General features: G+C 66.9%; 21 protein-coding genes and 1 pseudogene. 15 read left to right on the top strand and 7 right to left on the bottom strand.

Annotated features, from left to right (window positions below):
• Window positions 1-4: 4 nt before the first annotated feature.
• From A5650_RS10895 to A5650_RS10860, 8 genes are read left to right on the top strand one after another with little or no spacing between them, the layout of a single operon-like run.
• Window positions 5-445, top strand: coding sequence for a hypothetical protein (locus A5650_RS10895; RefSeq protein WP_067290417.1), 441 nt, complete (start codon window positions 5-7; stop codon window positions 443-445).
• A complete protein-coding gene (locus A5650_RS10890) occupies window positions 442-1,665 on the top strand; it encodes a cytochrome P450 (RefSeq protein WP_067290414.1) in 1,224 nt (407 codons plus the stop codon). The genes A5650_RS10895 and A5650_RS10890 overlap by 4 nt, the downstream gene beginning before the upstream one ends.
• Window positions 1,662-2,711, top strand: coding sequence for an NAD(P)H-dependent amine dehydrogenase family protein (locus A5650_RS10885; protein WP_067290411.1), 1,050 nt, complete (start codon window positions 1,662-1,664; stop codon window positions 2,709-2,711). The genes A5650_RS10890 and A5650_RS10885 overlap by 4 nt, the downstream gene beginning before the upstream one ends.
• Entirely contained in the window at window positions 2,704-3,771 is a 1,068-nt protein-coding gene (locus tag A5650_RS10880; RefSeq protein WP_067290407.1) for an NAD(P)H-dependent amine dehydrogenase family protein, read from the top strand. The genes A5650_RS10885 and A5650_RS10880 overlap by 8 nt, the downstream gene beginning before the upstream one ends.
• On the top strand, window positions 3,768-4,193 hold the full coding sequence (locus tag A5650_RS10875; RefSeq protein ID WP_067290404.1) for a VOC family protein: 426 nt from the start codon (window positions 3,768-3,770) through the stop codon (window positions 4,191-4,193). Before A5650_RS10880 ends, A5650_RS10875 begins: the two co-directional genes overlap by 4 nt.
• A complete protein-coding gene (locus A5650_RS10870) occupies window positions 4,190-5,365 on the top strand; it encodes a cytochrome P450 (protein ID WP_067290400.1) in 1,176 nt (391 codons plus the stop codon). Before A5650_RS10875 ends, A5650_RS10870 begins: the two co-directional genes overlap by 4 nt.
• Window positions 5,362-6,588, top strand: a complete 1,227-nt coding sequence (locus A5650_RS10865) for a cytochrome P450 (RefSeq protein WP_067290397.1) — start codon at window positions 5,362-5,364, stop codon at window positions 6,586-6,588. Before A5650_RS10870 ends, A5650_RS10865 begins: the two co-directional genes overlap by 4 nt.
• Window positions 6,588-7,163 carry an isomerase gene (locus A5650_RS10860; RefSeq protein ID WP_067290393.1) on the top strand — a complete coding sequence of 192 codons (576 nt, stop codon included), beginning with the start codon at window positions 6,588-6,590 and terminating at the stop codon, window positions 7,161-7,163. Before A5650_RS10865 ends, A5650_RS10860 begins: the two co-directional genes overlap by 1 nt.
• A 50-nt stretch (window positions 7,164-7,213) precedes the next feature.
• On the opposite strand, the pseudogene A5650_RS26370 reads toward A5650_RS10860, so the two are convergent.
• From A5650_RS26370 to A5650_RS10830, 6 genes and pseudogenes are all read right to left on the bottom strand, one after another.
• Window positions 7,214-7,482, bottom strand: a pseudogene (locus A5650_RS26370) (MFS transporter); the annotation flags it as partial.
• 74 nt (window positions 7,483-7,556) lie between these two features.
• Entirely contained in the window at window positions 7,557-8,855 is a 1,299-nt protein-coding gene (locus A5650_RS10850) for an MFS transporter (protein WP_067290575.1), read from the bottom strand.
• Window positions 8,856-8,884: 29 nt separating this feature from the next.
• Window positions 8,885-10,351, bottom strand: coding sequence for an adenylate/guanylate cyclase domain-containing protein (locus tag A5650_RS10845; protein ID WP_067290387.1), 1,467 nt, complete (start codon window positions 10,349-10,351; stop codon window positions 8,885-8,887).
• 13 nt (window positions 10,352-10,364) lie between these two features.
• Window positions 10,365-10,667, bottom strand: coding sequence for a hypothetical protein (locus A5650_RS10840; RefSeq protein ID WP_067290385.1), 303 nt, complete (start codon window positions 10,665-10,667; stop codon window positions 10,365-10,367).
• Window positions 10,668-10,680: 13 nt separating this feature from the next.
• A complete protein-coding gene (locus tag A5650_RS10835) occupies window positions 10,681-12,189 on the bottom strand; it encodes a class I adenylate-forming enzyme family protein (protein ID WP_067290382.1) in 1,509 nt (502 codons plus the stop codon).
• Entirely contained in the window at window positions 12,186-13,037 is an 852-nt protein-coding gene (locus tag A5650_RS10830; protein WP_067290380.1) for an SDR family oxidoreductase, read from the bottom strand. Before A5650_RS10830 ends, A5650_RS10835 begins: the two co-directional genes overlap by 4 nt.
• Before the next feature lie 209 nt (window positions 13,038-13,246).
• Between A5650_RS10830 and A5650_RS10825 the strand changes: the two genes are divergently transcribed.
• The 4 genes from A5650_RS10825 to A5650_RS10810 are packed head-to-tail and all read left to right on the top strand — an operon-like array spanning window position 13,247 to window position 17,312.
• Window positions 13,247-14,824 carry a methylmalonyl-CoA mutase family protein gene (locus tag A5650_RS10825; RefSeq protein WP_067290377.1) on the top strand — a complete coding sequence of 526 codons (1,578 nt, stop codon included), beginning with the start codon at window positions 13,247-13,249 and terminating at the stop codon, window positions 14,822-14,824.
• Window positions 14,824-15,240, top strand: coding sequence for a cobalamin B12-binding domain-containing protein (locus A5650_RS10820; protein ID WP_067290375.1), 417 nt, complete (start codon window positions 14,824-14,826; stop codon window positions 15,238-15,240). Before A5650_RS10825 ends, A5650_RS10820 begins: the two co-directional genes overlap by 1 nt.
• A gap of 36 nt (window positions 15,241-15,276) precedes the next feature.
• Window positions 15,277-16,233, top strand: a complete 957-nt coding sequence (locus A5650_RS10815; protein ID WP_067290373.1) for an LLM class F420-dependent oxidoreductase — start codon at window positions 15,277-15,279, stop codon at window positions 16,231-16,233.
• A 23-nt stretch (window positions 16,234-16,256) separates the two neighbouring features.
• Complete coding sequence (locus A5650_RS10810) at window positions 16,257-17,312, top strand: CaiB/BaiF CoA transferase family protein (protein ID WP_082950720.1); 1,056 nt, start codon at window positions 16,257-16,259, stop codon at window positions 17,310-17,312.
• Here A5650_RS10810 and A5650_RS10805 read toward each other — a convergent pair.
• Window positions 17,300-17,611, bottom strand: coding sequence for a 2Fe-2S iron-sulfur cluster-binding protein (locus A5650_RS10805; protein WP_067084842.1), 312 nt, complete (start codon window positions 17,609-17,611; stop codon window positions 17,300-17,302). The genes A5650_RS10810 and A5650_RS10805 overlap by 13 nt on opposite strands.
• Window positions 17,612-17,720: 109 nt before the next feature.
• Here A5650_RS10805 and A5650_RS10800 point away from each other — a divergent pair, with 109 nt between their 5' ends.
• Genes A5650_RS10800 through A5650_RS10790 form a run of 3 tightly spaced genes read left to right on the top strand, consistent with a single transcriptional unit; the run spans window position 17,721 to window position 20,990 of the window.
• Complete coding sequence (locus A5650_RS10800) at window positions 17,721-19,118, top strand: class I adenylate-forming enzyme family protein (protein ID WP_067290367.1); 1,398 nt, start codon at window positions 17,721-17,723, stop codon at window positions 19,116-19,118.
• Window positions 19,103-19,915 carry an acyl-CoA dehydrogenase family protein gene (locus A5650_RS10795; RefSeq protein WP_067290364.1) on the top strand — a complete coding sequence of 271 codons (813 nt, stop codon included), beginning with the start codon at window positions 19,103-19,105 and terminating at the stop codon, window positions 19,913-19,915. Before A5650_RS10800 ends, A5650_RS10795 begins: the two co-directional genes overlap by 16 nt.
• Window positions 19,902-20,990, top strand: a complete 1,089-nt coding sequence (locus A5650_RS10790) for an acyl-CoA dehydrogenase family protein (RefSeq protein WP_067084837.1) — start codon at window positions 19,902-19,904, stop codon at window positions 20,988-20,990. The genes A5650_RS10795 and A5650_RS10790 overlap by 14 nt, the downstream gene beginning before the upstream one ends.

The following is a 20,990-nucleotide window of genomic DNA, read 5'->3' as shown; positions in this document are numbered from 1 at the left end:
AGCCATGACATCGTCTTCGCTCACCCCCGACAGCACCGAAAAAGACAAGGCCGACGATCTGCCACCGGGCACCACGCCCTACTACGCCCGCATGCACCTCTACATCAAGAGGGCGGTGCTGGTCTGCCTGGTCGCATTGGTCATCGAGGGCGCGTTCACGCTGCCCTTCATGGCCGTCTACTACGGCTATCCGACCCTCAGCCTCACCGAGATCTGCAGCGAGCTCCTCAAGGTGCGCTACTCGGATGACACGCTCGAGTGCAAGGTGCCGTACCCGCCGCTGGGTTCCCCTGAGGGTGCGGAGGGCAAGGACACCGCTCGGGACGAATGGGGCATTCAACCGGTGCCGAAGTACAACCGGATCGGCTGGCGCGAGTTGGTTCGCATCCACGAGGAACGGGAAGCGCGCCAAGCCGCGCAGTCGCAAGGGGATCCGGCTCCGTGACTCGAAAACCGCCGGAGGAACACGCAGAGAACTGGGATCTTCGGCACGGGGATTTCAACGACACCGACTTCCTCTACGATGTCTACGACGTGATGCGGCGGCAGGCGCCGTTCGTCCACACCGACACCCCGTTTCTCACCACGATGCCGGACAGTGCATGGGTGGCGGTGCGCTACGCCGAGTGCTACCGCATCCTGCAGGACTGGGAACACTTCTCCAGCAATCCCACTCCGGATGCGGCCGAGGCTTTCGGCGGCGATCTGGTGATCACGTTGGACCCGCCCCGGCAGCAGAAGTTTCGCAAGGTGCTCAACCCGTACTTCTCGCCGGCGCGGATGAAGGCTTTACGGCCCCAGATCCGCGACGAAACCGACCGGCTGATCGACGATTTCATCAGTACCGGTCGGGGTGACCTCGCTCAGGTCGCGTGGCGTCAGCCCGGCATCGTGTTCTTCAAGTACCTGCTGGGGATGCCGGTCGTAGACGTCCCGTTGTGCATCGAACTCACCGACACCGCCCTCAACGGCGCCACCGAGGAAGAGCGCGGACCGGCGTGGGGCGGGCTGTACCAGCACATCCACGACACCGTGAGCGCACGCAGTGACGCGCCGCCCCGCGACGACATGATCGACGTGCTGCTGGGCGCCGAAATCGATGGACAGCCGCTGCCGTTCAACGACGTGGTCGCGAACGCGATGCTGCTGGTGCAGGCCGGACTCGAGACGACGGCCAGCGCGATGTCGTGGGCCTTCCACTATCTCGCCACGCACCCAGACGAACGGGATCGGCTGATCCGTGAACCCGAGATTCTGCCGCGCGCGGTGGAGGAGTTCATTCGCTTCGGCGGTTCGATTCACGGGATCCCGCGCACCGTCGCCAGAGAAGTCGAACTCGGCGGGCGCACCTTCTGCCCCGGACAGTCGGTGATCGTGAACTACGCCTCGGCCAACCGCGACGAGGAGATGTTCGTCGACGCACACCGGTGCATCCTGGACCGCAAGGACAACCGCCATCTGGGCTTCGGCGCCGGTGTGCACCGCTGTCTGGGCTCGAACCTCGCCCGGCTCGAACTGCAGGTGGGCCTGGAACAGGTGCTGACCCGGATGCCGAAACTCGCACTGGATCCGGAGAAACCTCCGGTGTTCGTCGGCAACTCGATCACCCGGGGCTTCCGTTCGCTTCCCGTCGTGTTCGACCCGGCCGAAAATTCCGCGGCATGACATACCGCATCGTCCAGTGGACCACCGGCAACGTCGGCAAGCGCTCGGTGCGCGCGATCGCACTCAACCCGCAGCTCGAGCTGGTCGGCTGCTACGCGTGGTCGAAAGACAAGGTCGGTCGTGATGTGGGGGAGTTGTGCGGTATCGACCCGTTGGGCGTGACCGCGACCAACAACGTCGATGCCCTGCTGACGTTGGAACCGGATTGCGTCGTCTACAACCCGATGTTCGCCGACGTCGACGATATGGTGCGGATACTGGGCGCGGGTGTCAACATCGTCTCGACATCCGAATTCATCACCGGGCATTTCTTCGGCGAGGACCGTGACCGCATCGTCGAGGCCTGCCACCACGGCGGGTCGACCATCTTCGGCAGCGGGATCAACCCCGGCTTCATCCAACTGTTCGCCATCGTGTCGGCCGGCCTGTCCGAGAGCGTGGAGAAGGTGTCGGTGGTGGAGGCGATCGACACCACGATCTACAACTCGCCCGACACCGAAAAGCCCATGGGCTTCGGCTATCCCATCGACCACCCGGAGCTGGAGTCGATCACCGAGAAGGGTTCCGCCATCTTCCGCGACGGTGTTCTTCTCGTCGCCGACGCCCTCGGCGTCCGCCTCGACGAAGTCCGCTGCGACGTCGCCTACGCCCAGACCACCACGGACCTCCATCTTCCCGGAGACTGGCTGATCGAGAAGGGCTGCGTCGCGGGGGTGGACGTCGGGTGGAAGGGGGTCGCGGGTGGCAAGGAGGTCATCGAGATCCGCGGCCGGTGGCGCAAAGGCCAGACACTCGAACCCGACTGGGAACTGGACATGGGTTACACCGTCGAGGTCCGGGGCACGCCGACGATCAAGACCACGCTGAGTTTCCTTCCGCCCGAGGGCTTCGTCGGCGAGACCATCGACGACTACATCATGCTGGGGCTGTCGATCGTCGCGATGCCCGCGATCACCGCGATCCCGGCGGTCGTGGCGGCGCCGCCGGGCATCGCGACGTACAACGATCTGCCGCTGCTACTTCCGCGGGGAGTCCTCAATGTCTGAGCGGACGTCCGAGAAGACCTACCGGGTCATCCAGTGGATGACCGGAGACGTCGGTCAGGCCGGCATCCGGCATTTCGCGCAGTGCCCAATGTTCGACCTCGTCGGTGTGCTGGTGCACAGCAAGGAGAAGGTCGGCAAGGACGCCGGCGAGATCACAGGCATCGGGTCCACCGGCGTGATCGCGACCGACGACGTGGACGCGATCAGCGCGCTGGACGCCGACTGCGTGTTCTACACGCCCGTGATCATGGACATCGACACCGTCTGCGGACTCCTGCGTTCGGGCAAGAACATCGTCACGACCAGCGGCTTCTTCCATCCCACAGACGATTTCCGCGACGGCGGCGACAAGATCCGGGCCGCCTGCGCCGACGGCGGCACGTCGTTTCACGCCGGCGGCATCCATCCCGGCTACGCGGGCGACATCCTGCCTCTCACCCTCGCGCGCGTCGCCAGCAGGATCGACAAGATCGAGGTGTGGGAGGTCGTCGACGTGCTGAGAGACGCCCCGATGGATCACATCGACTGGATGGGTTTCGGCAAGGACAAGGACAATTTCCTCACCGAGCCAACGATTCTCGGGCTCGGGGTACCCTTTTTCGCCCAGTCGATGCACATGGTCGCCGACGGACTCGGTGTAAGTATCGACGACGTGAGCGCAGAGGTCGAGGCGGCTGTCGCCACCCGAGACATCCCGCACGACGAAGGTGCGATACCGCGGGGAACCGTTGCCGCACAACACCACACGTGGTCCGCACGGGTCAACGGCGAACCACTGATCGTGTACCACGCGATCTACGTAACCGGTGGACCCGACCAGCTCGACCCGCCGTGGGACTGGGGTCGAACGCGGTACCGCATCGTCATCGAGGGTGATCCGCCCACCGAACTGACCATGCACGGCCTGGTGAAGCCCGACGGCACCATGGATCATCCGGGTTACACGTGGACCGCGATGGGCGCCATCAACGCCATCCCCGATGTGTGCGACGGCCCGCCGGGCTGGTTGACCCACCTGGACCTCGGCCTGGTGCAACCGCGCGGATTGGTACGGCGATGAGCACCGATCAGTCCACGCTGGGGCTACATCACGTCGTGTTCGCGGTGGCGCCGGAACGGCGGGAAACGACGGTGGCAATGTTCACCGACCTCGGGTTCGACTTCGAAGAGGCCGAACTAGCCGAACTCGGGGTGCGCGTCCATCTGGACTGGAACCGGGGAATCGAGCTGATCAGCCCGGTGCCCGGCTCGACGGCCTCGGTCGCAACCTACGTCAACGAGTTCCTCGACCGCCATGGGGACGGCGTGTACACCGTCGTGCTCAGGGTGCCGGACGCCTCGGCGGCGGAATCCGTCACACAGCGCTACGGCTCGACGACCCGCTTCCGCCAGGGGTTCTCGGGCGAGGGCTCCTACCTCGATGAGATCGATCTGTCGGCCCTCGGGCTCCCACTGACGTTCCTGGCCACCAACGTGCCATGACCGAGACGCTGGGGCTGCCGCACGTCCTGTACGAGGACCTGCCGATGGCAGGGGACCGCGGCGCGGGCTGGGCAAAGCTGCGCGAGCTCGGGCCGGTGCTCTACGGCGACGGCTGGTACTACTTCACGCGCCGCGACGACGTGCTCGCCGCGCTGAGGGATCCGGAGACGTACTCGTCGAAGACCGACTACGACGACATGATCAGCCCCGTGCCGCTGGTGCCGCTGGGATTCGACCCTCCCGAGCACACCCGCTACCGCCGGCTCCTGCATCCCTACTTCAGCCCCCAGACGCTCAGCGCGCTGCTGCCGTCGCTACTGGCGCAGGTGGTCGACATCATCGACGAGATCGCCACCCGCCCCGGCTGCGAGGTGATGGCCGACCTCGCGATCCCGTATCCGTCACAGGTGTTCCTGACTTTGTTCGGCCTCCCGCTCGAGGACCGCGAACGCCTGATCGCGTGGAAGGACGCGATCATCGCCGTCAGCTTGGCGACCGATCCCAACAGCGTGGACCTGACCCCGGCAGCAGAGTTGTTCGGATATCTCACCGAAGCCGTTCGCGCACAGCGGGAAGCGCCACAGACGGGCATACTGTCCGATGTCCTGCACAGCGAGGATGCGCTCACCGACGCCGAAGCGACGGGAATGTCGCTCGTATTCGTCCTCGCCGGCCTCGACACCGTCACCGCCTCGATCGGCGCCGCCATGCTGGAGCTGGCCCGCCGTCCGGACCTGCGCCGGCAACTCCGGGTGGAACCCGAGCACGTCGGCGCCTTCGTCGAGGAGGTGATCCGGCTTGAACCCGCGGCGCCGGTACTCGGCCGCGTGGCCACCCGAGAGGTCACGGTCGCCGGCGTAACCCTGCCCGCCGGTTCCCAAGTGCGGCTCTGCGTCGGCGCGATCAACCGGGATGGAAGCGATCCGCACTCGGGCGACGACCTGGTGATGGACGGCAAGCTGCACAAGCACTGGGGTTTCGGCGGCGGGCCGCACCGGTGCCTGGGCGCCCACCTGGCCCGGATGGAGTTGCGGCTCGTCGTGAGCGAATGGCTCGCGCGCATACCGGATTTCGAGCTCGTTCCCGGCTACTTCCCCGAGATCACGTGGCCGTCGGCAACCTGTTCGCTGCGTGAGCTTCCGCTGAGGTTCGGGTCGGAGAACACCCGATGAGCGTCGGAGCTGCGAGACCGAGCGTCTTCGATGTTGGCCTGCCGACCCTGACCTACGACGTCACCGCGACGCCCCAGGAGATCTATCCGCAGTTCCGGGCGGCCCAGCAGCAGGCACCGATCGCGCTCGGTCCGATCGGACCGGAGGTGCTGTCGTACGAACTGGCGAGGGTCGTCCTGCGCGACCCGCGCTTCGGAATCCCGCAGGGCATCCATTTGTCCGCCCATGGCATCACCTCAGGTGAGCTGTGGGACAGGGTGACTCGCAGCATCCTCAACATGGAGGGGGAGGAGCACCGCCGGTTGCGCGGACTGGTGTCGAAGGCCTTCACGCCACGGGCGACGGCGCGGATGGATCCGACGATCCACACCGTCGTCAACGAACTCATCGACCGCGTCGCCGACCGTGGCCGCTGCGAGTTCGTCGACGACATCGCACGGCCATACCCCATCCCGGTCATCTGTGCCCTGCTTGGCGCGCCGAGGCAGGACTGGCAACGGTTTTCGCGATGGGCCGAGGACATCTTCAAGATCGTAAGCTTCGACTGCGATCTCGCCGCTGAAGAGGCGGCGGTGCTTGCGGCCTGGGACGACTTCGACGGCTACATCGACGAGATGATCGCCCGTCGCCGCGAGGACCTCACCGAGGATCTGCTCTCCGCACTGATCCGGGCCGAGGACGACGGCGACCGACTCGACGCGGGCGAGCTGCGCATGCTGGCCTTCAGCGTGCTCATCGCCGGAACGGACACCACCCGAAGCCAACTCGCGGCGTCCATGCAGGTGCTCAGCGAGCACCCCGACCAATGGGTGCTGTTGCGCGATGAGCCCGGCCTCGCGATGCGCGCGGTCGAAGAGACCATGCGCCACTCACCGTCGATGTGTAGCACGGTGCGCACCGTCGCAGAGGACGTGGCTGTCGGCGAATACACGTTCCCCGCCGCATCGTTCATCATCGTCAACACCTATGCGGCCAACCGGGATCCGGCCGTCTACGACGACCCGACCCGCTTCGACATCACCCGAGACGACCCGCCGCCGATCCTGACCTTCGGCGGTGGCGCCCACTACTGCCTGGGGGCCAACCTCGCACGGCGTGAGCTCTGCGAGGCCTTGACCATCATCGCGCGACGAATGCCGAACCCGCGGGTCGTCGGACCGGCGCCGTGGAAACCGCTGCTCGGTATGAGCGGGCCGACCAGCCTGCCGATTGAGTTCGGCTGATGCGCTACAAGATCGACCCCGACGTGGTGCACGACATCGCGCGTCAGGTGGTCGGACTGTCTGCCGAAGGTGACGAGCTCAGCTCGCGCGCCATCGAACTGCTGGCCGACGCGTACCCCGACCTGATCGATGCCACGCCTGGGCGGTGGGTCGCGAGCAGGGCGGGCGGAATCCTCGGCAAGGTCCGGTTCGTCTACTTCAGCCCGCGGGAGTACATCGTGATCTTCGGCTCTCCGACCGGCACCCAGGGCTTCTCCGGCCGCTACAAGCGGGTGCAGATCCACAAGTTCCTGTTGGCCGGGCGGATCGATTCCTACGACCTCGAATCCGACGACAACACGGCGATGACGCTGCTGCCCGGTGAGCGAACGTGCCTCGGGAGGGGGCAGGCGCGAGGCATGACCATCCACCCCGGCTCGTGGCACATCGAGTACGGGCGCGGCGCAGTGGTCACCACCCTGCCCTTCGCGATGGTCGACACGCTTCTGGTGTCACTCGAACTGGAGTCGGTCCGCCGTTCGACGGTCGAGTTCGCGCGGCTGCTCCGACGACGACCGCGTTTACGCTCCCGGTAGGAAGCAGGCCGATATCGCCGAGATCACCGAAACCGCAACGAGACAGGCGGCGCGCCGCCCGATTCCCCTCCGGCCGCGAAACCCTGTGTGAGCCGCAATGTCGTCAGCAGGAGCGGTGCCACGAGGCCGATCTGCGCATAGGTCGGCAGCAGCCCCATGAGCACCGTCGCGGGGGACACGGCAGGAAAGAACAGCCTCGGAAACACCAACGCCGCCGCGATGCCGTAGATGAAAAATCGTAGAACTCGACCGTTGTTCCGATGAAGCTGTCCAGCCCCACGCGTAACGGGGGACCCGCGAAGTCACCGTCGCTATGCACCGATTGTGTGCCATGCACGACTGCGGTGCACCCGGTTGCGTTGAGTACGACCGCAATCGCCGATGTGGTGTGCGCTATGTGTGGACCGTGGTGCGCAGTGGCTGTCGGGCGGTTTCCCGCATGGTCAGAAGCGTCGCCACGCTGACAGCGGCCGCGGCGATCACATAGTAGGCCGGTGCGATCTGGTTGCCCGTGCGGTCGACCAGCCAGGTCGCGACATACGGCGCGGTGCCGCCGAAAACGGCGACCGACACGTTGTAGCCGATGCTGTAGCCGCTGGAACGCACTCTCGTGGCGAACAACTCGGCGCCGGCGGCCAACGACGCCGACACGAACACCGACTCGAGTGCCGCCAACGCGGCGTGGGCGGCAACCGCAGCGGTGAGCGAGCCCGAATTCAGCAGCAGGAACAGGGGATAGGCGAAGACCGCGAACCCGATCCCGCCCGCGTACAGCAGAGGCTTGCGCCCGATCCGGTCGGACAGCGCGCCGAGAGGCGGTATCAGGATCATCGCCACCATGCTGGCGACAGCGATCGACACGAAGGCATCGACCTTGCTGGAATCGAGTGTTTCAGTGAAATAGGTTGGCAGGTAGGTGAAGACGATGTAGAAGCCCACGTTGTGAATGACCACCAGGCCGGCGATCTGCAGGATGGGCCGCCATGATGTACGGAACGCCTCGCGTAACGGCGAGGACGCGACCTCGCCGTGCTCGCGCAGGTTCTCGAACTCCGGTGTGTCTCTCAGCTGCAGGCGGATGTACAGGCCGACGACGCCGAGCACACCGGCGATCAGGAAGGGGATCCGCCAGCCGTAGGAGTCCATCGCGGGCTCGGACAACACAGTCTCGAGTCCGGTGACCGTCAGCGCACCGAGAAGAAAACCGACGACCACCGACCACACCAGGAACGACACAATGAACCCGCGATGCCGGTCGGTGGCGTATTCGGCGAGGAAGCATGCGCCGCTGCCGTACTCGCCGCCGGCCGAGAAGCCCTGCAGGCACCGCAGGAACAGCAGCAGCAGCGGCGCCCCCACGCCGATCGATTCGTAGCTGGGAACCAGGCCGATGGCCAGTGTCGAGGCCGACATCAGCAGGATCACCAGCGCGAGTACACGTTGGCGGCCGATCCGGTCGCCGAGTGGGCCGAAGAAGAACCCGCCCAACGGCCGCATGAAGAACGCGGCGGCGAAGACGGCGAAAGTGCTCAGCAGCGCGGCGGTCTCGTCGCCCGGCGGGAAGAACATTTCGGCGATATACGTCGCCAACAGCCCGTAGATGGCGAAGTCGAACCACTCGACGGCGTTGCCGATCGACGCGCCGGTAACCGCCGTGCGAATGGTCTGGGAGTCCGCGGTGCGCACAGCCATGCCGCTGTATTCCCCGACGGTTCGCGTCTCTAACCAGCGTCGGTGGCCGGCGCCCATATCTCCGTGGGCGCAGACCGGCCGCGCAGCGTCTCCGACCCCTGCAGCACCCAGCACCGTCGTTCCGCATCGCAGGCACGTTCGAGCGCGGTGCCCGAACACAGCGCCCGCGCGCGGAACTCCTTGGCGCGGTCGGCGAGCCGGGCCGCCTCGTTGACCGCGTCCCCGACGACGGTGTATTCGTACCGGTTCTCCGCGCCGATGTTGCCTGCGAACGCGGGCCCGGCCGACACCCCGATACCGAAGTCGAGCTGCAGGCGCTGCAGGTCGGTGACGAGTGAGCGTGCGGTGGTCAGCGCGGCCGTCGCCGGTTCGTCGACGCGAAGGGGAGCGCCGAACACGGCCAGCGCCGCATCGCCCTGGAACTTGTTGATCAGGCCGTGCCGCAGGTCGACGGCCGCGACGACGATGCGGAAGAAGTCGTTGAGGAGTTCGGCGACCTCGGCCGGCTGGTGGGTGACCGCCAACCTGGTCGACCCGACCAGATCGATGAACAGCACTGCCACGTCGCGTTCGTCGCCCGACAGCGACTCGTTTTCCTCGACCGCGCGGCGGACCACATCCTCGCCGACGTGGCGCCCGAACAGGTCGCGTAGCCTGTCGCGCTCGCGCAGCCCGGCGACCATGCTGTTGAAACCGCGCTGGAGGCGGCCGATCTCGGACCACTCGTACACTTCGACGCTTCGGTCGATTTGTCCGCGCTCGACGTCGGCCATCGCCTGAACGACTTCGCCAACGGGGTCGGAGATCGACATGGAGGTCAGGATCAGCGAGCGCAGGCCGAGCACGACCGCGACCAACGCGAGCACGATCAACGCCAGCTCGATCGCGGCGGTCTTTTCGACGAGCCAGCCGTTGTTCCGCATGATCAACAGCGAGGCGATCGCCACGCCCGGCAGAGCCGTGCACACGGTCCACATCAGCAACAGCCGGGCCCGGACGCCGGGCGCCGTCAATCGCGGCGTGGTGGAATCCGGTGCGACGCTGGCCAATACGGGTCGCAGCGTCCGCAGCGTGAACAAGAACCCGGTGCAGACGGTGGCGATCGCCCCGAAGAGCATGGCGGACCCGATCACCGCGAGCGCTTCGGATCCGGAGTCGAGGTTCAGCGGTACCAGGACGGCGGCGGTGAGGATCCAGGGTGCCAGCGTGGCCGCGGCCTGGCGGCGCATCATCATCAGCGTCGAGCGCCGTTCGGCGGCGGTGGGTTCGCGCCCGGCGCGCAGGTGACGCAGTGGCTGCAGCAGAATGTACGCGGCGCTGAGGCCGACGGTTGCAGTACCGACCGCGAGCAGTGCCGCCGCGGTGAGCACGTTCTCGAGCGTGACGACGCTACGCCCGGCGAGGAGTCCGACGATAGCGATGACCTCGACGGCCGTCAGCAGGTAGGCCGACGCGAGGCCGGCCACATACCGGGTGAGCAGGCGGCGTGGCCTCACCCGGTGAAAGGTATCAGTCGCTCGCCGGTAGCGGCTTGGCTTCCTTGAGAGACAGCGGCGTGGTGCCCACGCTCAGCGTTCCGGCCCCGGCCTTGGTCACCAGGACTTCGGCGCCGTTGTCGTCGACGTAGCGTTTGCCCATCGCGTTGCCGCCGGAGAATTCCGGGTCGATCTGGGCGTCGGCGGACTTCTCGGCGTCCAGGGGCACCATCGGAACACCGCCCGCACGCAGATCGTCGAGGCTGTCCGAGCTGCGCACGACGATGACCTGGGTGTCGCACACTTGGCTCTGCAGTCGCGTGCCGTTCTTGATCATGCTGGGCTCCTTGCTAATTGGTGGCTGTCAACTCCGCGATCAGTTCTCGACGCAGTACCTTGCCGGTCGCGTTTGTCGGCAACTCGTCACGGAACACGATGCGGTCGGGTGTGCGCGACCCGCGTAGCTGCCGCCGCACGTGTTCGCGCAGTTCGTCGGCGTCCGGGGTGGCCGGGCCGTCCGGAGTGTCGGCCGGAACCACCACCGCGACGATGATCTGACCCCACTGCGGGTCCTCGGGCCCCACCACGGCGCAGTCGCGCACCGCCGGATGTTCTACGAGGACGTCCTCGATCTCGGCGGGGGCGATGTTCTCCCCGCCGCGGATGATCGTGTCGTCCGAGCGCCCACCGATGAACAGGTAACCGTCCTCGTCGAGCATCGCGATGTCCTTGGTGGGGAACCAACCGTCGGCGTCGAGCACCGACCCGATCTCGGCATAGCGGCCCGACACCTGGTCGCCGCGCACGAACAGCTCCCCGGTCTCGCCTGCGCCGAGCACCTCGCCGTCGGCATTGCGGATCTGCACCTCGACGCCCGGCACCGGCTGGCCGACCGAGCCGAGCCTGCGCAGGACGGCCTCGTCGGAGGAGGCCAGCGCCTCGCGGTGGTCCTCGGGTCCGAGCACCGCGATGGTCGAACTGGTCTCGGTCAACCCGTAGGCGTTGACGAATCCGACCTCGGGCAACAGCGAAAGCGCCTTGCGCACCAACGGAAGTGGCACCTTCGAGCCGCCGTACGCAAGACTGCGCAGGGTGGGCAGCGACGCGTTCTCCGTCTCGAGGGCGGTGACGATGCGGTCCAGCATCGTCGGCACGACCGTCGCCGACGTGACGCCTTCGTCGCGAACCAACCGAATCCACTCCCTGGCGTCGAACTGTGGCAGGTACACCATCTTTCGGCCGGCATAGAGATTGGACAGCGCGGCGCTGACACCCGCGATGTGATACGGCGGGACGCAAATCAACGCGGCGTCGCCGGATTCGGCGGAATCGAACTCGACCGTGCCGGTGATGTAGCTGGTGAGGTTGTTGTGCGTCAGCTCAACGGCTTTCGGACGCGACGTCGTGCCCGAGGTGAACAGCACGACCCCGACGTCCTCAGGGTCGGCGAACACAGGGACATCGGGGCTGGGCTCGGCCGTGCGCGCGGCGTCGAGGAATTCGTCGGAACCGATGACCTGCTTGCCCGCGCCCGCGACCATCTCGCGGTACTCGGCGTCGGCGACGACGAGCGGCTGGGGGAGGCGATCGATGAGCTCGCGGAGGCCGTCGGCGCTGAGCCGGTAGTTCAGCGGCGTCACCGCGACGCCGCCCCGCGCTGAGGAGAACAACAGCAGCGGCAGCATCGCGCCACCCGTGCCGACGTACGCCACATGGGACGCGCCGGACGCGGCGATGACACCCGCCCCGCCGTCGGCCAACGCACTCAACTCACCAGTGGTCAGCCGCAATTCGCCCGACACCACGGCGGTGCGGTCCGGATTGCTCGAGGCCATCTCGAGCAGCAGTGAGATGCTCATGACTTGTCGACGAAGATATCAAGGATGGGGTCATCCCCACCGCCGTAGCGCGACAGGTCCGTCACGCCGGATTCGGCAAGCAGATCCGAATCGATGAAGCACCTGCCGTTCACGTCGGCCGCGGGGCGCGACAGGACCAACGCGGCGGCGTCACCCATGATCTGCGGATCGCGGGACCGCTCGAGCATCTCCTTGAAGCCGGGTGCGTTGGCGACGGCCGAGGTGGCGATGTAGGTCTCGGGCCACAGGCAGCTGAATCCGATGCCGGTGTCCGCGTATTCGGCGGCCCACCCGAGCGAGAGCAACGTCATCCCGTACTTAGACAACGTGTAGGAGGGATGGGCACCCAGCCAGTGCGGGTTCAGGTTCAGGGGCGGTGCCAGCGTGATCACGTGCGCTCCCGCCGCCTCCGCGCCCTCGGTGCGCGCGGCCGACTTGCGCAGGTACGGCAGCGCCGCCTTGGTGAGCAGGAACGTGCCGCGCACGTTGATGTCCATCATCAGGTCGAACTTCTTGGCGGCCAGTTGTTCGGTGGGCTCCGTGGCGATGGCGCTGGCGTTGTTGACCACGACGTCCACCCCGCCGAAATTCTCGACGGCCGCGTCGACCGCGCGCTGCACGTCCTCTTCCTTGCGCACGTCGCCGACCACCGCGACACCCTTGCCGCCGGCGGCCTCGACCTCCGCGACGGCGGTGTGCACGGTGCCGGGGAGCTTTGGGTGCGGTTCGGCCGTCTTGGCCAGCAGCACGACGTTGGCGCCGCGCCTGGCCGCGGCCAGAGCGATCGCGAGACCGATGCCGCGACTGCCGCCGGAGACGACGAGCGTGCGGTCAGTGAAGGCGGACATGGACCTCCTTTGGCTGCGACCTGAGTCGCCCCACGATGCTAGCGGACCCGGGATGCGATCGGTATTGGCGTTCTCATTTTACGCAAGTGCCATATTCGCTGTGTACCGGGTCTTCGCGGGGTTTCGGTGCGTCCGGACGCCCCCTGCTCGGTGCACGTTTCCGGCGTGCGGTATTGGCATTCTCATTTTTTGCAAGTACGTTATCCGTGATGAGCGAGCCAGTACAGACCCCGTCGGGGCTCCCGCTCGAGCCGGTCTATGGACCAGCGGACAGGGTGACGGAGCCGCCTCCGCCCGGCACCTATCCGTTCACGCGCGGAAACTTCGCGACGGGATACCGCGGGAAGACGTGGACATTCCGCCAGTACTCCGGGTTCGGTACCCCCGAGGAGTCCAACCGGCGCTACCGCTACCTGCTCGATCAGGGCGGTACCGGGCTGTCGGTGGCACTCGATCTGCCCACCCAATGCGGCTACGACTCCGACGACCCCGAGTACGGCGAGGAGGTGGGCCGCGTCGGTGTCGCGGTCGACACGCTGGCCGATGCGGAGATCCTCTTCGACGGCATCCCGCTGGACAAGATCAGCACCAGCTTCACCATCAACGGCACCGCCGCGATCCTGCTCGCCTTCTACGTCGCGGCAGCGGAGAAGAAGGGTGTGCCGCGGGCCAAGCTCACCGGCACCATCCAGAACGACATCCTCAAGGAGTATGCGTCGCGCGGCACCTGGATCTGGCCGCCGGAGCCGTCGCTGCGCCTGATCGCCGACACCATCGAGTTCTGCGCCGCCGAGGTGCCCAAGTTCAACGCGATCTCCGTCGCGGGCGCGCATTTCCGCGATGCCGGGGCCAACGCGATCCAGGAGATGGCGTTCACCCTCGCCGACGGCGTCACCTACTGCGACACGGTCGTCGAACGCGGCCGCATGACCATCGACCAGTTCGCACCCCAGATTTCGTTCTTCTTCTACACCCATGGCGACTTCTTCGAGGAGATCGCCAAGTACCGGGCCGGCCGGCGGCGCTGGGCGACGATCGTGCGAGAGCGCTACGGCGCGACGTCGGACAAGGCGTCGATGTTCCGGTTCGGGTGTGTGGCCGGCGGTGCGTCGCTGTTCGCGCCGCAGGCCCAGAACAACCTGGTGCGGGTCGCCTACGAGGCGATGGCCGCGGTGCTCGGCGGCGTGCAGTCGATGTTCACCGCTGCGTGGGACGAGCCGTTCGCGTTGCCGAGTGAGGAATCGGCGACCCTGGCACTGCGCACCCAACAGATCCTGGCCTACGAAACCGGCGTGACCAAGGTCGCCGACCCCCTGGGCGGTTCGTACTTCGTCGAGGCGCTCACCGACGCGACGGAGGAGAAGATCATCGAGATCATGCACGATCTCGAGACCCACGGCGGGATGGTCCGCGCCATCGAGGACGGCTACCTGCAGGGCCTGATCGCCGACGAGGCGTTCAAGATCCACCAGGAGATCGAGTCGGGCGAGCGGCCGGTCGTCGGGGTCAACAAGTTCGTCTCCGACGAGCCGCCGCCGGAGATCGCAACCTACGAACTCGACGCCGAGGGCCGCGATCTGCAACTCAAACGGCTCTCGAAGGTCAAGGCCGAGCGTGACGCCACCGCGGTCTCCGAATCGCTGGCGGCCCTGGCGCGCGCGGCGGAAGGCGATGACAACCTGATGCACAAGCTGATCGACTGCGCCAACGCCTACTGCACTGTGGGAGAGATGGTTTCGACACTCAAGTCAGTGTGGGGCGAGTTCCAGCAGCCGGTGGTGTTCTGATGGCGGACGCTTCTGCCGCCGGCCCGGTGCGGGTGCTCGTCGCCAAACCCGGCCTCGACGGTCACGACCGCGGCGCGAAGATCGTCGCGCGAACGCTGCGTGATGCCGGCTTCGAGGTGATCTACACCGGGATCCGCCAGCGCATCGAGGACATCGTGTCGATCGCCCTGCAGGAAGACGTTGCGCTGGTCGGGCTTTCGATCCTGTCCGGCGCACACGTGGCGCTCACGACGCGAACGGTCGAGGCCCTGCGTGCGGCCGACGCGGGTGACATCGCCGTCGTCGTCGGCGGCACCATCCCGCAGGGCGATGTGCCCAAGCTGCTGTCCGCCGGTGCGGCCGCGGTGTTCCCGACGGGCACTCCGCTCGACACCTTGGTCGACGAGGTGCGCAAGCTGACGGTGAGCGGGCAGTGACTCGCTCGGCGCCGAACTCTCGAAGGAAGAACTGACATGCGCCTTGGCGTGATGATCGGGGCCGAGCGCGGCGATATGGCGCGCAAGGTCAACAAGCTGGTGTCCGATATCGAGTGGGCCGAGTCCGCGGGGCTGGACACTGCGTGGATGCCGCAGGTGCCCAACGACTTCGACTGTCTGACCATGGTGGCGCTGATGGCCGCGCACACCTCGAAGATCGAACTCGGGACCGCGGTGGTGCCCCTGCAGGCGCAGCACCCGATCGCGCTCGCGCGTCAGGCCCTGTCCGTGCACGCGATGGCCGGCGGACGGCTCGCGCTGGGCGTGGGGCCGTCCCATCACTGGATCGTGCGTGACATGCTCGGCATTCCCTATGAGAAGCCGGCGGGCTACACCCGCGACTATCTCGAGGTGCTCAACGCGGCGCTCGCGGGCCCGGGCGACGTCGACGTCGAGAACGACACCTTCACGGTGCACAACCCGACGGTGCTCGGCGCGGAGAGCCCGCTGCCGGTGTTGGTGGCCGCGCTCGGCCCCGTGATGCTCCAGATCGCCGGGGAGCGCGCCGACGGCACCGTCTTGTGGATGGCAGACGAGAAGGCGATCGGTGAGCACATCGCCCCCAAGATCAACAAGGCCGCCGCCGAGGCGGGCAGGGCTGCGCCGCGCATCGTCGCCGGAATTCCGGTGTGTCTGTGCGCGAATTCGGAGATCGAGGCGGCCAAGGAGCGGGCGAACCGCATCCTCGCCGAGGCCGAGACGTCGCCGAACTATCAGCGGCTGCTGGACCGCGGCGATGCGCGCGACGTCGGCGATCTGTGCGCCGCCGGCGACGAGGACGCGATCCTGGCCCGTTTCCAGCGGTTCGCCGACGCAGGAGTGACCGACCTCTCGGTCCGCCTGTTGCCGATCGGTGACAACCGGGACGAGCTGATCGCATCGAAGTACCGCACGCGCGAGGTCATCGCCGAACTGGCCAAGGCGGTGCGGTGAGCGCTGGCGCACCGCTGGGTTCGATTAGCGGCCCGCCGCTGGCCGGCATCCGGATCATCGAGGTCGGAGTCATGCTGGCCGGCCCGTACGCCACCATGCTCCTGGCCGACCTGGGCGCGGAGGTCATCAAGATCGAGCCGCCGGGTGGTGAGATCTCACGGCAGGTCGGTGACAGCTACTTCGCGAGCCTGAACCGCAACAAGAAAAGCGTCGTCCTTGACCTGCGGTCCGACGACGGCCGACGGCGGCTCGGCGAACTCGTCGCGGAATCCCATGCGCTGCTGGTGAACATGAAGCCGTCGGCGATCAAGAAGCTCGGCCTCACATACGAATCGCTTCGGCGGTTCAACGAACGCATCGTCTGTGTCGCGATGACGGGCTTCGGACTCGAGGGCGGCGACGATCCCGCGTTCGACTACGTCATTCAGGCCGCGACCGGGGTGGCGGCGATGACCGGTCATCCGGATGAACCGCCGACCCTGCCGGGATACTCGTCGGCCGACAACTCGACCGGCCTGGCCGCGGCGCTCGGTCTGCTGGCGCAGATCGTGTCCGGCCGCGGTGGTCAGGTCGACGTGTCCCTGCGCGACGTGATGTTCTCGCAGCTGAACTACCGCGCCTCGGCGTACCTGAACGACGGCGCGGCGCCGTTGCGCTATCCGTTCGGCGCGCACTCGTATTACGTTCCGGCGCAACTGTTTGCGACGGCGGAGGGCTACCTGGCGCTGTTCATCACCCACGACGGGTTCTGGCGCGCGTTCGCGGCCGAAGCGGGCATCGAGGGCTTTCCGACGATGGCGGAGCGCGCGGCCAAGCGCGACGAGGTCTTGGAGGTGGTGGCCGCCGCGCTGGCCACCGACACCGCCGCGAGCTGGGAGGCGCGCTTGCGCCCCTTGGGTATCCCGGTCGCCGCGGTGCGCACGCTGCCTGAGGCGTTGGAGCAGACGCCCGAGGTGATCGTGCAGGCGGGAGATTTCCGGTTGGTGCGCAGCCCGATTCAGATCGTCGGCTATGAGCCGGAATACCGGCCGGCCCCCCGCGTCGATGAGCACGGCGACATCGCGGCTCAGTCGTCGTAGGTCACGCAGATCGTGTCGGTGTCCGGGATCGCTTGGCAGGTGAGGATGTATCCCTCGTCGACCTCGTCCTCGTCGAGAGCGTCGTTGACCCGCATGGTGGCGCGACCCTCGGTGAGCTTGCCCATGCAGGTGCCGCAGTTGCCCGCTTCGCACGAGAAGGGCGGCGACAACCCGGCCCGCCTGGCGCTCTCCAGGAGCGTCTCGTCGGCGACGCGCGTCACCGACACCTTCTTGCGGTCGAGCACGATCGTCACCTGTCCGCCTTGTGCTGGCTGGTCAGGCATCGGATCCGCCGTCATCAACAACTCTCCTGGCATATCGGTTCTAACTGGGCGAGAATATCATTCTCGTTAAATGATACGCTATTCTCAAAGCGAAATCCGTCGCGGACACTAGTGAGGACAGGGTGTGAGTGAGGCGATCGCGCTCGCCTTCGAGCAGCGTGAATACACGCTGTCGCAGCTTGACGCGCTGAGCGCCGGGATGGCCGCCACCCTGAAGTCCCGCGGCGTACGCGCCGGCGACCGGGTCGCGCTGATGTCGTCGAACCGACCCGAGTTCGTCGTGGCGCTGCGCGCCGTCTGGCGGCTGGGCGCCTCGGCGGTCTTGCTCAGCCCGGCGTGGCGGCGCACGGAGATCGAGCACGCGCTGGCGCTGACCCGTCCGGCGCACGCGGTGGGCGATCATCCCTTGCTGGCCGAGATCATGCCGATGCTCTCGCTCGACGATCCGATCGAACCCGGGCAGCGGGAGGTCACCGCACCCGATCCTCAGGCCGACGCGCTGTTCGTGTTCAGTTCGGGTACCACCGGCATGCCGAAGGCCGTGCGCCACACCCACGCCGCGTTCGACGTCGCGGTTCGGCACTGGCGCGATGCTCTTCAGCTGTCGTCGTCGGACCGCCTGCAGATCATGACGCCGCCCTCGCACATCCTGGGTCTGCTCAACATCGTGATGGCGCTCGAGACGGGGACGTGGATCCGGTTGCATCGGCGCTTCGACATCGACACCATGCTCCGGCATATCGAAAGCGACCGGATCACCATCGAGATGGCCGTGGCCCCAATCGCTTTGGCGTTGGCCGCACACCCGGATCTGGAGTCCCACGATCTGTCGTCGCTGCGCTACATCATGTGGTGTGCGACGCCGGTGACCCAGAGCGTCGCGGAGGCCGTGACGGCCAGGACCGGGGTGAAGTGGGCGACGGCGTACGGCGCCAGCGAGCTGCCGGTCATCTCATGCAACGACGTCGACGGCCGACACCTCGACACCGTGGGCCGCGCCGTGCCCGGTGTGCGGGTGCGGGTGGTGTCACTGGACAGCGGTTCGGTCCTCGAGACGGGGCAGGCCGGCGAGATCGAGGTGCAGTCGGATTCGGTGATGGCGGGCTACCTGCCGGAGTCGGCGACGGCGTCGGCATTCGACGACGGGTGGTACCGGACCGGCGACGTCGGCTATCTGGACGACGATGGCTGGCTGCGAATCACCGACCGGTCGAAGGAGATGATCAAGGTGCGCGGCTTCCAGGTCGCGCCCGCCGAGGTCGAGGCGGTGCTGCACGGGCATCCCGCGGTCGACGACTGCGCAGTTTTCGGTGTGCCCGACACGGCCAACGGCGAAGCCATCGTCGCCGCCGTGAAGATGAATGCTTCAGTGCCTGAAGACGAGTTGGCGTCGTGGGTAGGGGAGCGACTGGCGTCGTACAAGGGGCCCAGCCGGGTGATTGTCGTGCCCGAGATCCCGCGGCTGCCGTCGGGAAAGGTTCTTCGTCGAGTGTTGAAGGAGCGTCTGTGGACGTCCGTCTGACCAGTGAACAACAACAGTTGCGGGCCGCCGCGGCGAGCCTGGCCGACGACCTGGGTCCCGGGTCGGTGGCCGACCTCGAGGACGCCACCAGGGTCGCCAGGCTGGAGAAGGCGGTGGACGCCACCGGTTTTCGCACGCTGCGCTCGGACGGGGCCTCCGGTGTCGAGGTGGCGATCGTGGCCGAGGAGTTCGCCCGTGGCCTGGTCGACGTGCCGTTCATCCGGCCGGTGCTCGCCGACGACCTGCGGGCACGTAGCGGGCATGAACCGGCCGTCGCCGAGTCGCCCGAGTCGGTCGATCTGACCAAAAGCCTTGCCGGGGTCGTCGAATCGCCCGCGGAACTCGACGACTTGTCGGAGGAGGACGCCGGTCGGTGGCGGGCGTTGGCGCTGACGGTCACGTGTGCCGATCTGGTCGGGTCGGCCAGGGGAGCACAGGACCTGGCCGTCGAATACGCCAAGGTTCGTGAGCAGTACGGTGCAACCGTCGGCTCATACCAGGCGGTCGGCCACCTGCTGGCCGAGGGCATCGCGCTGATCGAGGGTTCGATCAGCGTGTCGCGGCACGCCGCATGGGCGGTCGACGAACTCCCGGCCGCCGAGGCGATCGAGGCGGCCCGAGTGGCCAAGATCTACTGTGCGCGAGCGGCTTTGACCGTCTGCGAGACATCGATTCAGGTGCACGGCGGCATCGGCAACACCTGGGAGTGCCTGGCCCACGTCTACCTGCGCCGGGTGTTGGCCGCCACCGAGACCTGGCCCGTGAAGTTGGAGGAGTTGTCCATTGGACTTTCGTGACTCACCGGACGAAGCCGCATTTCGCGAGCGGTTGCGCGGCTGGCTGACCGAGCAGAAGGGGAAGTTCCCGACATCGGGCGACGAGTACTGGGCCGCGCAGGGCGCATGGCATCAGGCACTCTACAAAGCCGGGTTCTTCGGCACATCGTGGCCGAAAGAGTATGGCGGACAGGATCTGCCGCCTGTCTACGATGTGATCGTCGACGAGGAGATCGCCAAGGCCGGGGCGCCGGCGCGGCCCAGCCTGGGATACTTGGTGGTCGGGCTGTCGCATCACGGCAGCGAAGAGCTTCGCCAACGGTTCCTGCCCGGAATGATCAACGGCACCGAGCGGTGGTGTCAGGGCTTCTCCGAGCCCGGGGCGGGTTCGGATCTGGCGTCGCTGACCACGACGGCGACCTGTGAGGGTGACGAGTACGTCATCCACGGGCACAAGATCTGGACCAGCTATTCCGATGTGGCCGACTGGTGTCTGCTGTTGGCCCGCACCGACAAGAATGTGCCGAAGCACAAGGGCATCTCGGCGTTCATCGTGCCGATGCACCAGACCGGGATCGAACAGCGGCCGTTGAAGATGATCAGCGGCGTCACCAAGGAATTCGGCCAGGTGCTGTTCGACGGTGCCCGGGTGCCCGCCGAGAACATGGTCGGCGCGCCCGGCGAGGGCTGGAAGCTGGCGATGACCGTCGTCAGCCACGAGCGGGAACCCTCGACGCTGGGCTTCTCGGCGCGCTACGGAAAGCTGGTGCGGCAGTTGGCATCCCGGGTAGACGGATCGGCTCCCGAGGAGCTGGCATGGGCGTGGGTGCAGACCGAGATGCTGAGGCTGCATGTGCGCAGGAGGCTCTCCGAACAGCTCGACGGGTTGACCCACGGGCCGCAGGGGTCGCTGGACAAACTGTTGATGACGTGGGTCGAGCAGTCCGTGGGGCATGCTGCGTTGGCCACCGTGGGCACGAGCGATCCCGAACTGTTCGGCGCCTACATGTACAGCCGCGCGCAGAGCGTGATGGGCGGCACGTCGCAGATTCAGAAGAACATCATCGCTTCGCGCATTCTCGGATTAGGAGTTTGA

Source organism: Mycobacterium sp. 1164985.4 (genome assembly GCF_001668575.1).
Classification (GTDB): Bacteria; Actinomycetota; Actinomycetes; order Mycobacteriales; family Mycobacteriaceae; genus Mycobacterium.
The sequence above is the reverse complement of the archived record's forward strand: the minus strand, read 5'-3'. Positions and strand labels throughout refer to the sequence as shown.

Excerpts from the sequence above, each read along its gene's own strand:
- A5650_RS10835 (WP_067290382.1), bottom strand. The coding sequence starts at position 12,189 with ATGAGCATCTCACTGCTGCTCGAGATGGCCTCGAGCAATCCGGACCGC.
- A5650_RS10870 (WP_067290400.1), top strand. The coding sequence starts at position 4,190 with ATGACCGAGACGCTGGGGCTGCCGCACGTCCTGTACGAGGACCTGCCG.
- A5650_RS10880 (WP_067290407.1), top strand. The coding sequence starts at position 2,704 with ATGTCTGAGCGGACGTCCGAGAAGACCTACCGGGTCATCCAGTGGATG.
- A5650_RS10825 (WP_067290377.1), top strand. The coding sequence starts at position 13,247 with ATGAGCGAGCCAGTACAGACCCCGTCGGGGCTCCCGCTCGAGCCGGTC.
- A5650_RS10840 (WP_067290385.1), bottom strand. The coding sequence starts at position 10,667 with ATGATCAAGAACGGCACGCGACTGCAGAGCCAAGTGTGCGACACCCAG.
- A5650_RS10820 (WP_067290375.1), top strand. The coding sequence starts at position 14,824 with ATGGCGGACGCTTCTGCCGCCGGCCCGGTGCGGGTGCTCGTCGCCAAA.
- A5650_RS10895 (WP_067290417.1), top strand. The coding sequence starts at position 5 with ATGACATCGTCTTCGCTCACCCCCGACAGCACCGAAAAAGACAAGGCC.
- A5650_RS10850 (WP_067290575.1), bottom strand. The coding sequence starts at position 8,855 with ATGGCTGTGCGCACCGCGGACTCCCAGACCATTCGCACGGCGGTTACC.
- A5650_RS10830 (WP_067290380.1), bottom strand. The coding sequence starts at position 13,037 with ATGTCCGCCTTCACTGACCGCACGCTCGTCGTCTCCGGCGGCAGTCGC.
- A5650_RS10860 (WP_067290393.1), top strand. The coding sequence starts at position 6,588 with ATGCGCTACAAGATCGACCCCGACGTGGTGCACGACATCGCGCGTCAG.
- A5650_RS10885 (WP_067290411.1), top strand. The coding sequence starts at position 1,662 with ATGACATACCGCATCGTCCAGTGGACCACCGGCAACGTCGGCAAGCGC.
- A5650_RS10875 (WP_067290404.1), top strand. The coding sequence starts at position 3,768 with ATGAGCACCGATCAGTCCACGCTGGGGCTACATCACGTCGTGTTCGCG.
- A5650_RS10865 (WP_067290397.1), top strand. The coding sequence starts at position 5,362 with ATGAGCGTCGGAGCTGCGAGACCGAGCGTCTTCGATGTTGGCCTGCCG.
- A5650_RS10805 (WP_067084842.1), bottom strand. The coding sequence starts at position 17,611 with ATGACGGCGGATCCGATGCCTGACCAGCCAGCACAAGGCGGACAGGTG.
- A5650_RS10815 (WP_067290373.1), top strand. The coding sequence starts at position 15,277 with ATGCGCCTTGGCGTGATGATCGGGGCCGAGCGCGGCGATATGGCGCGC.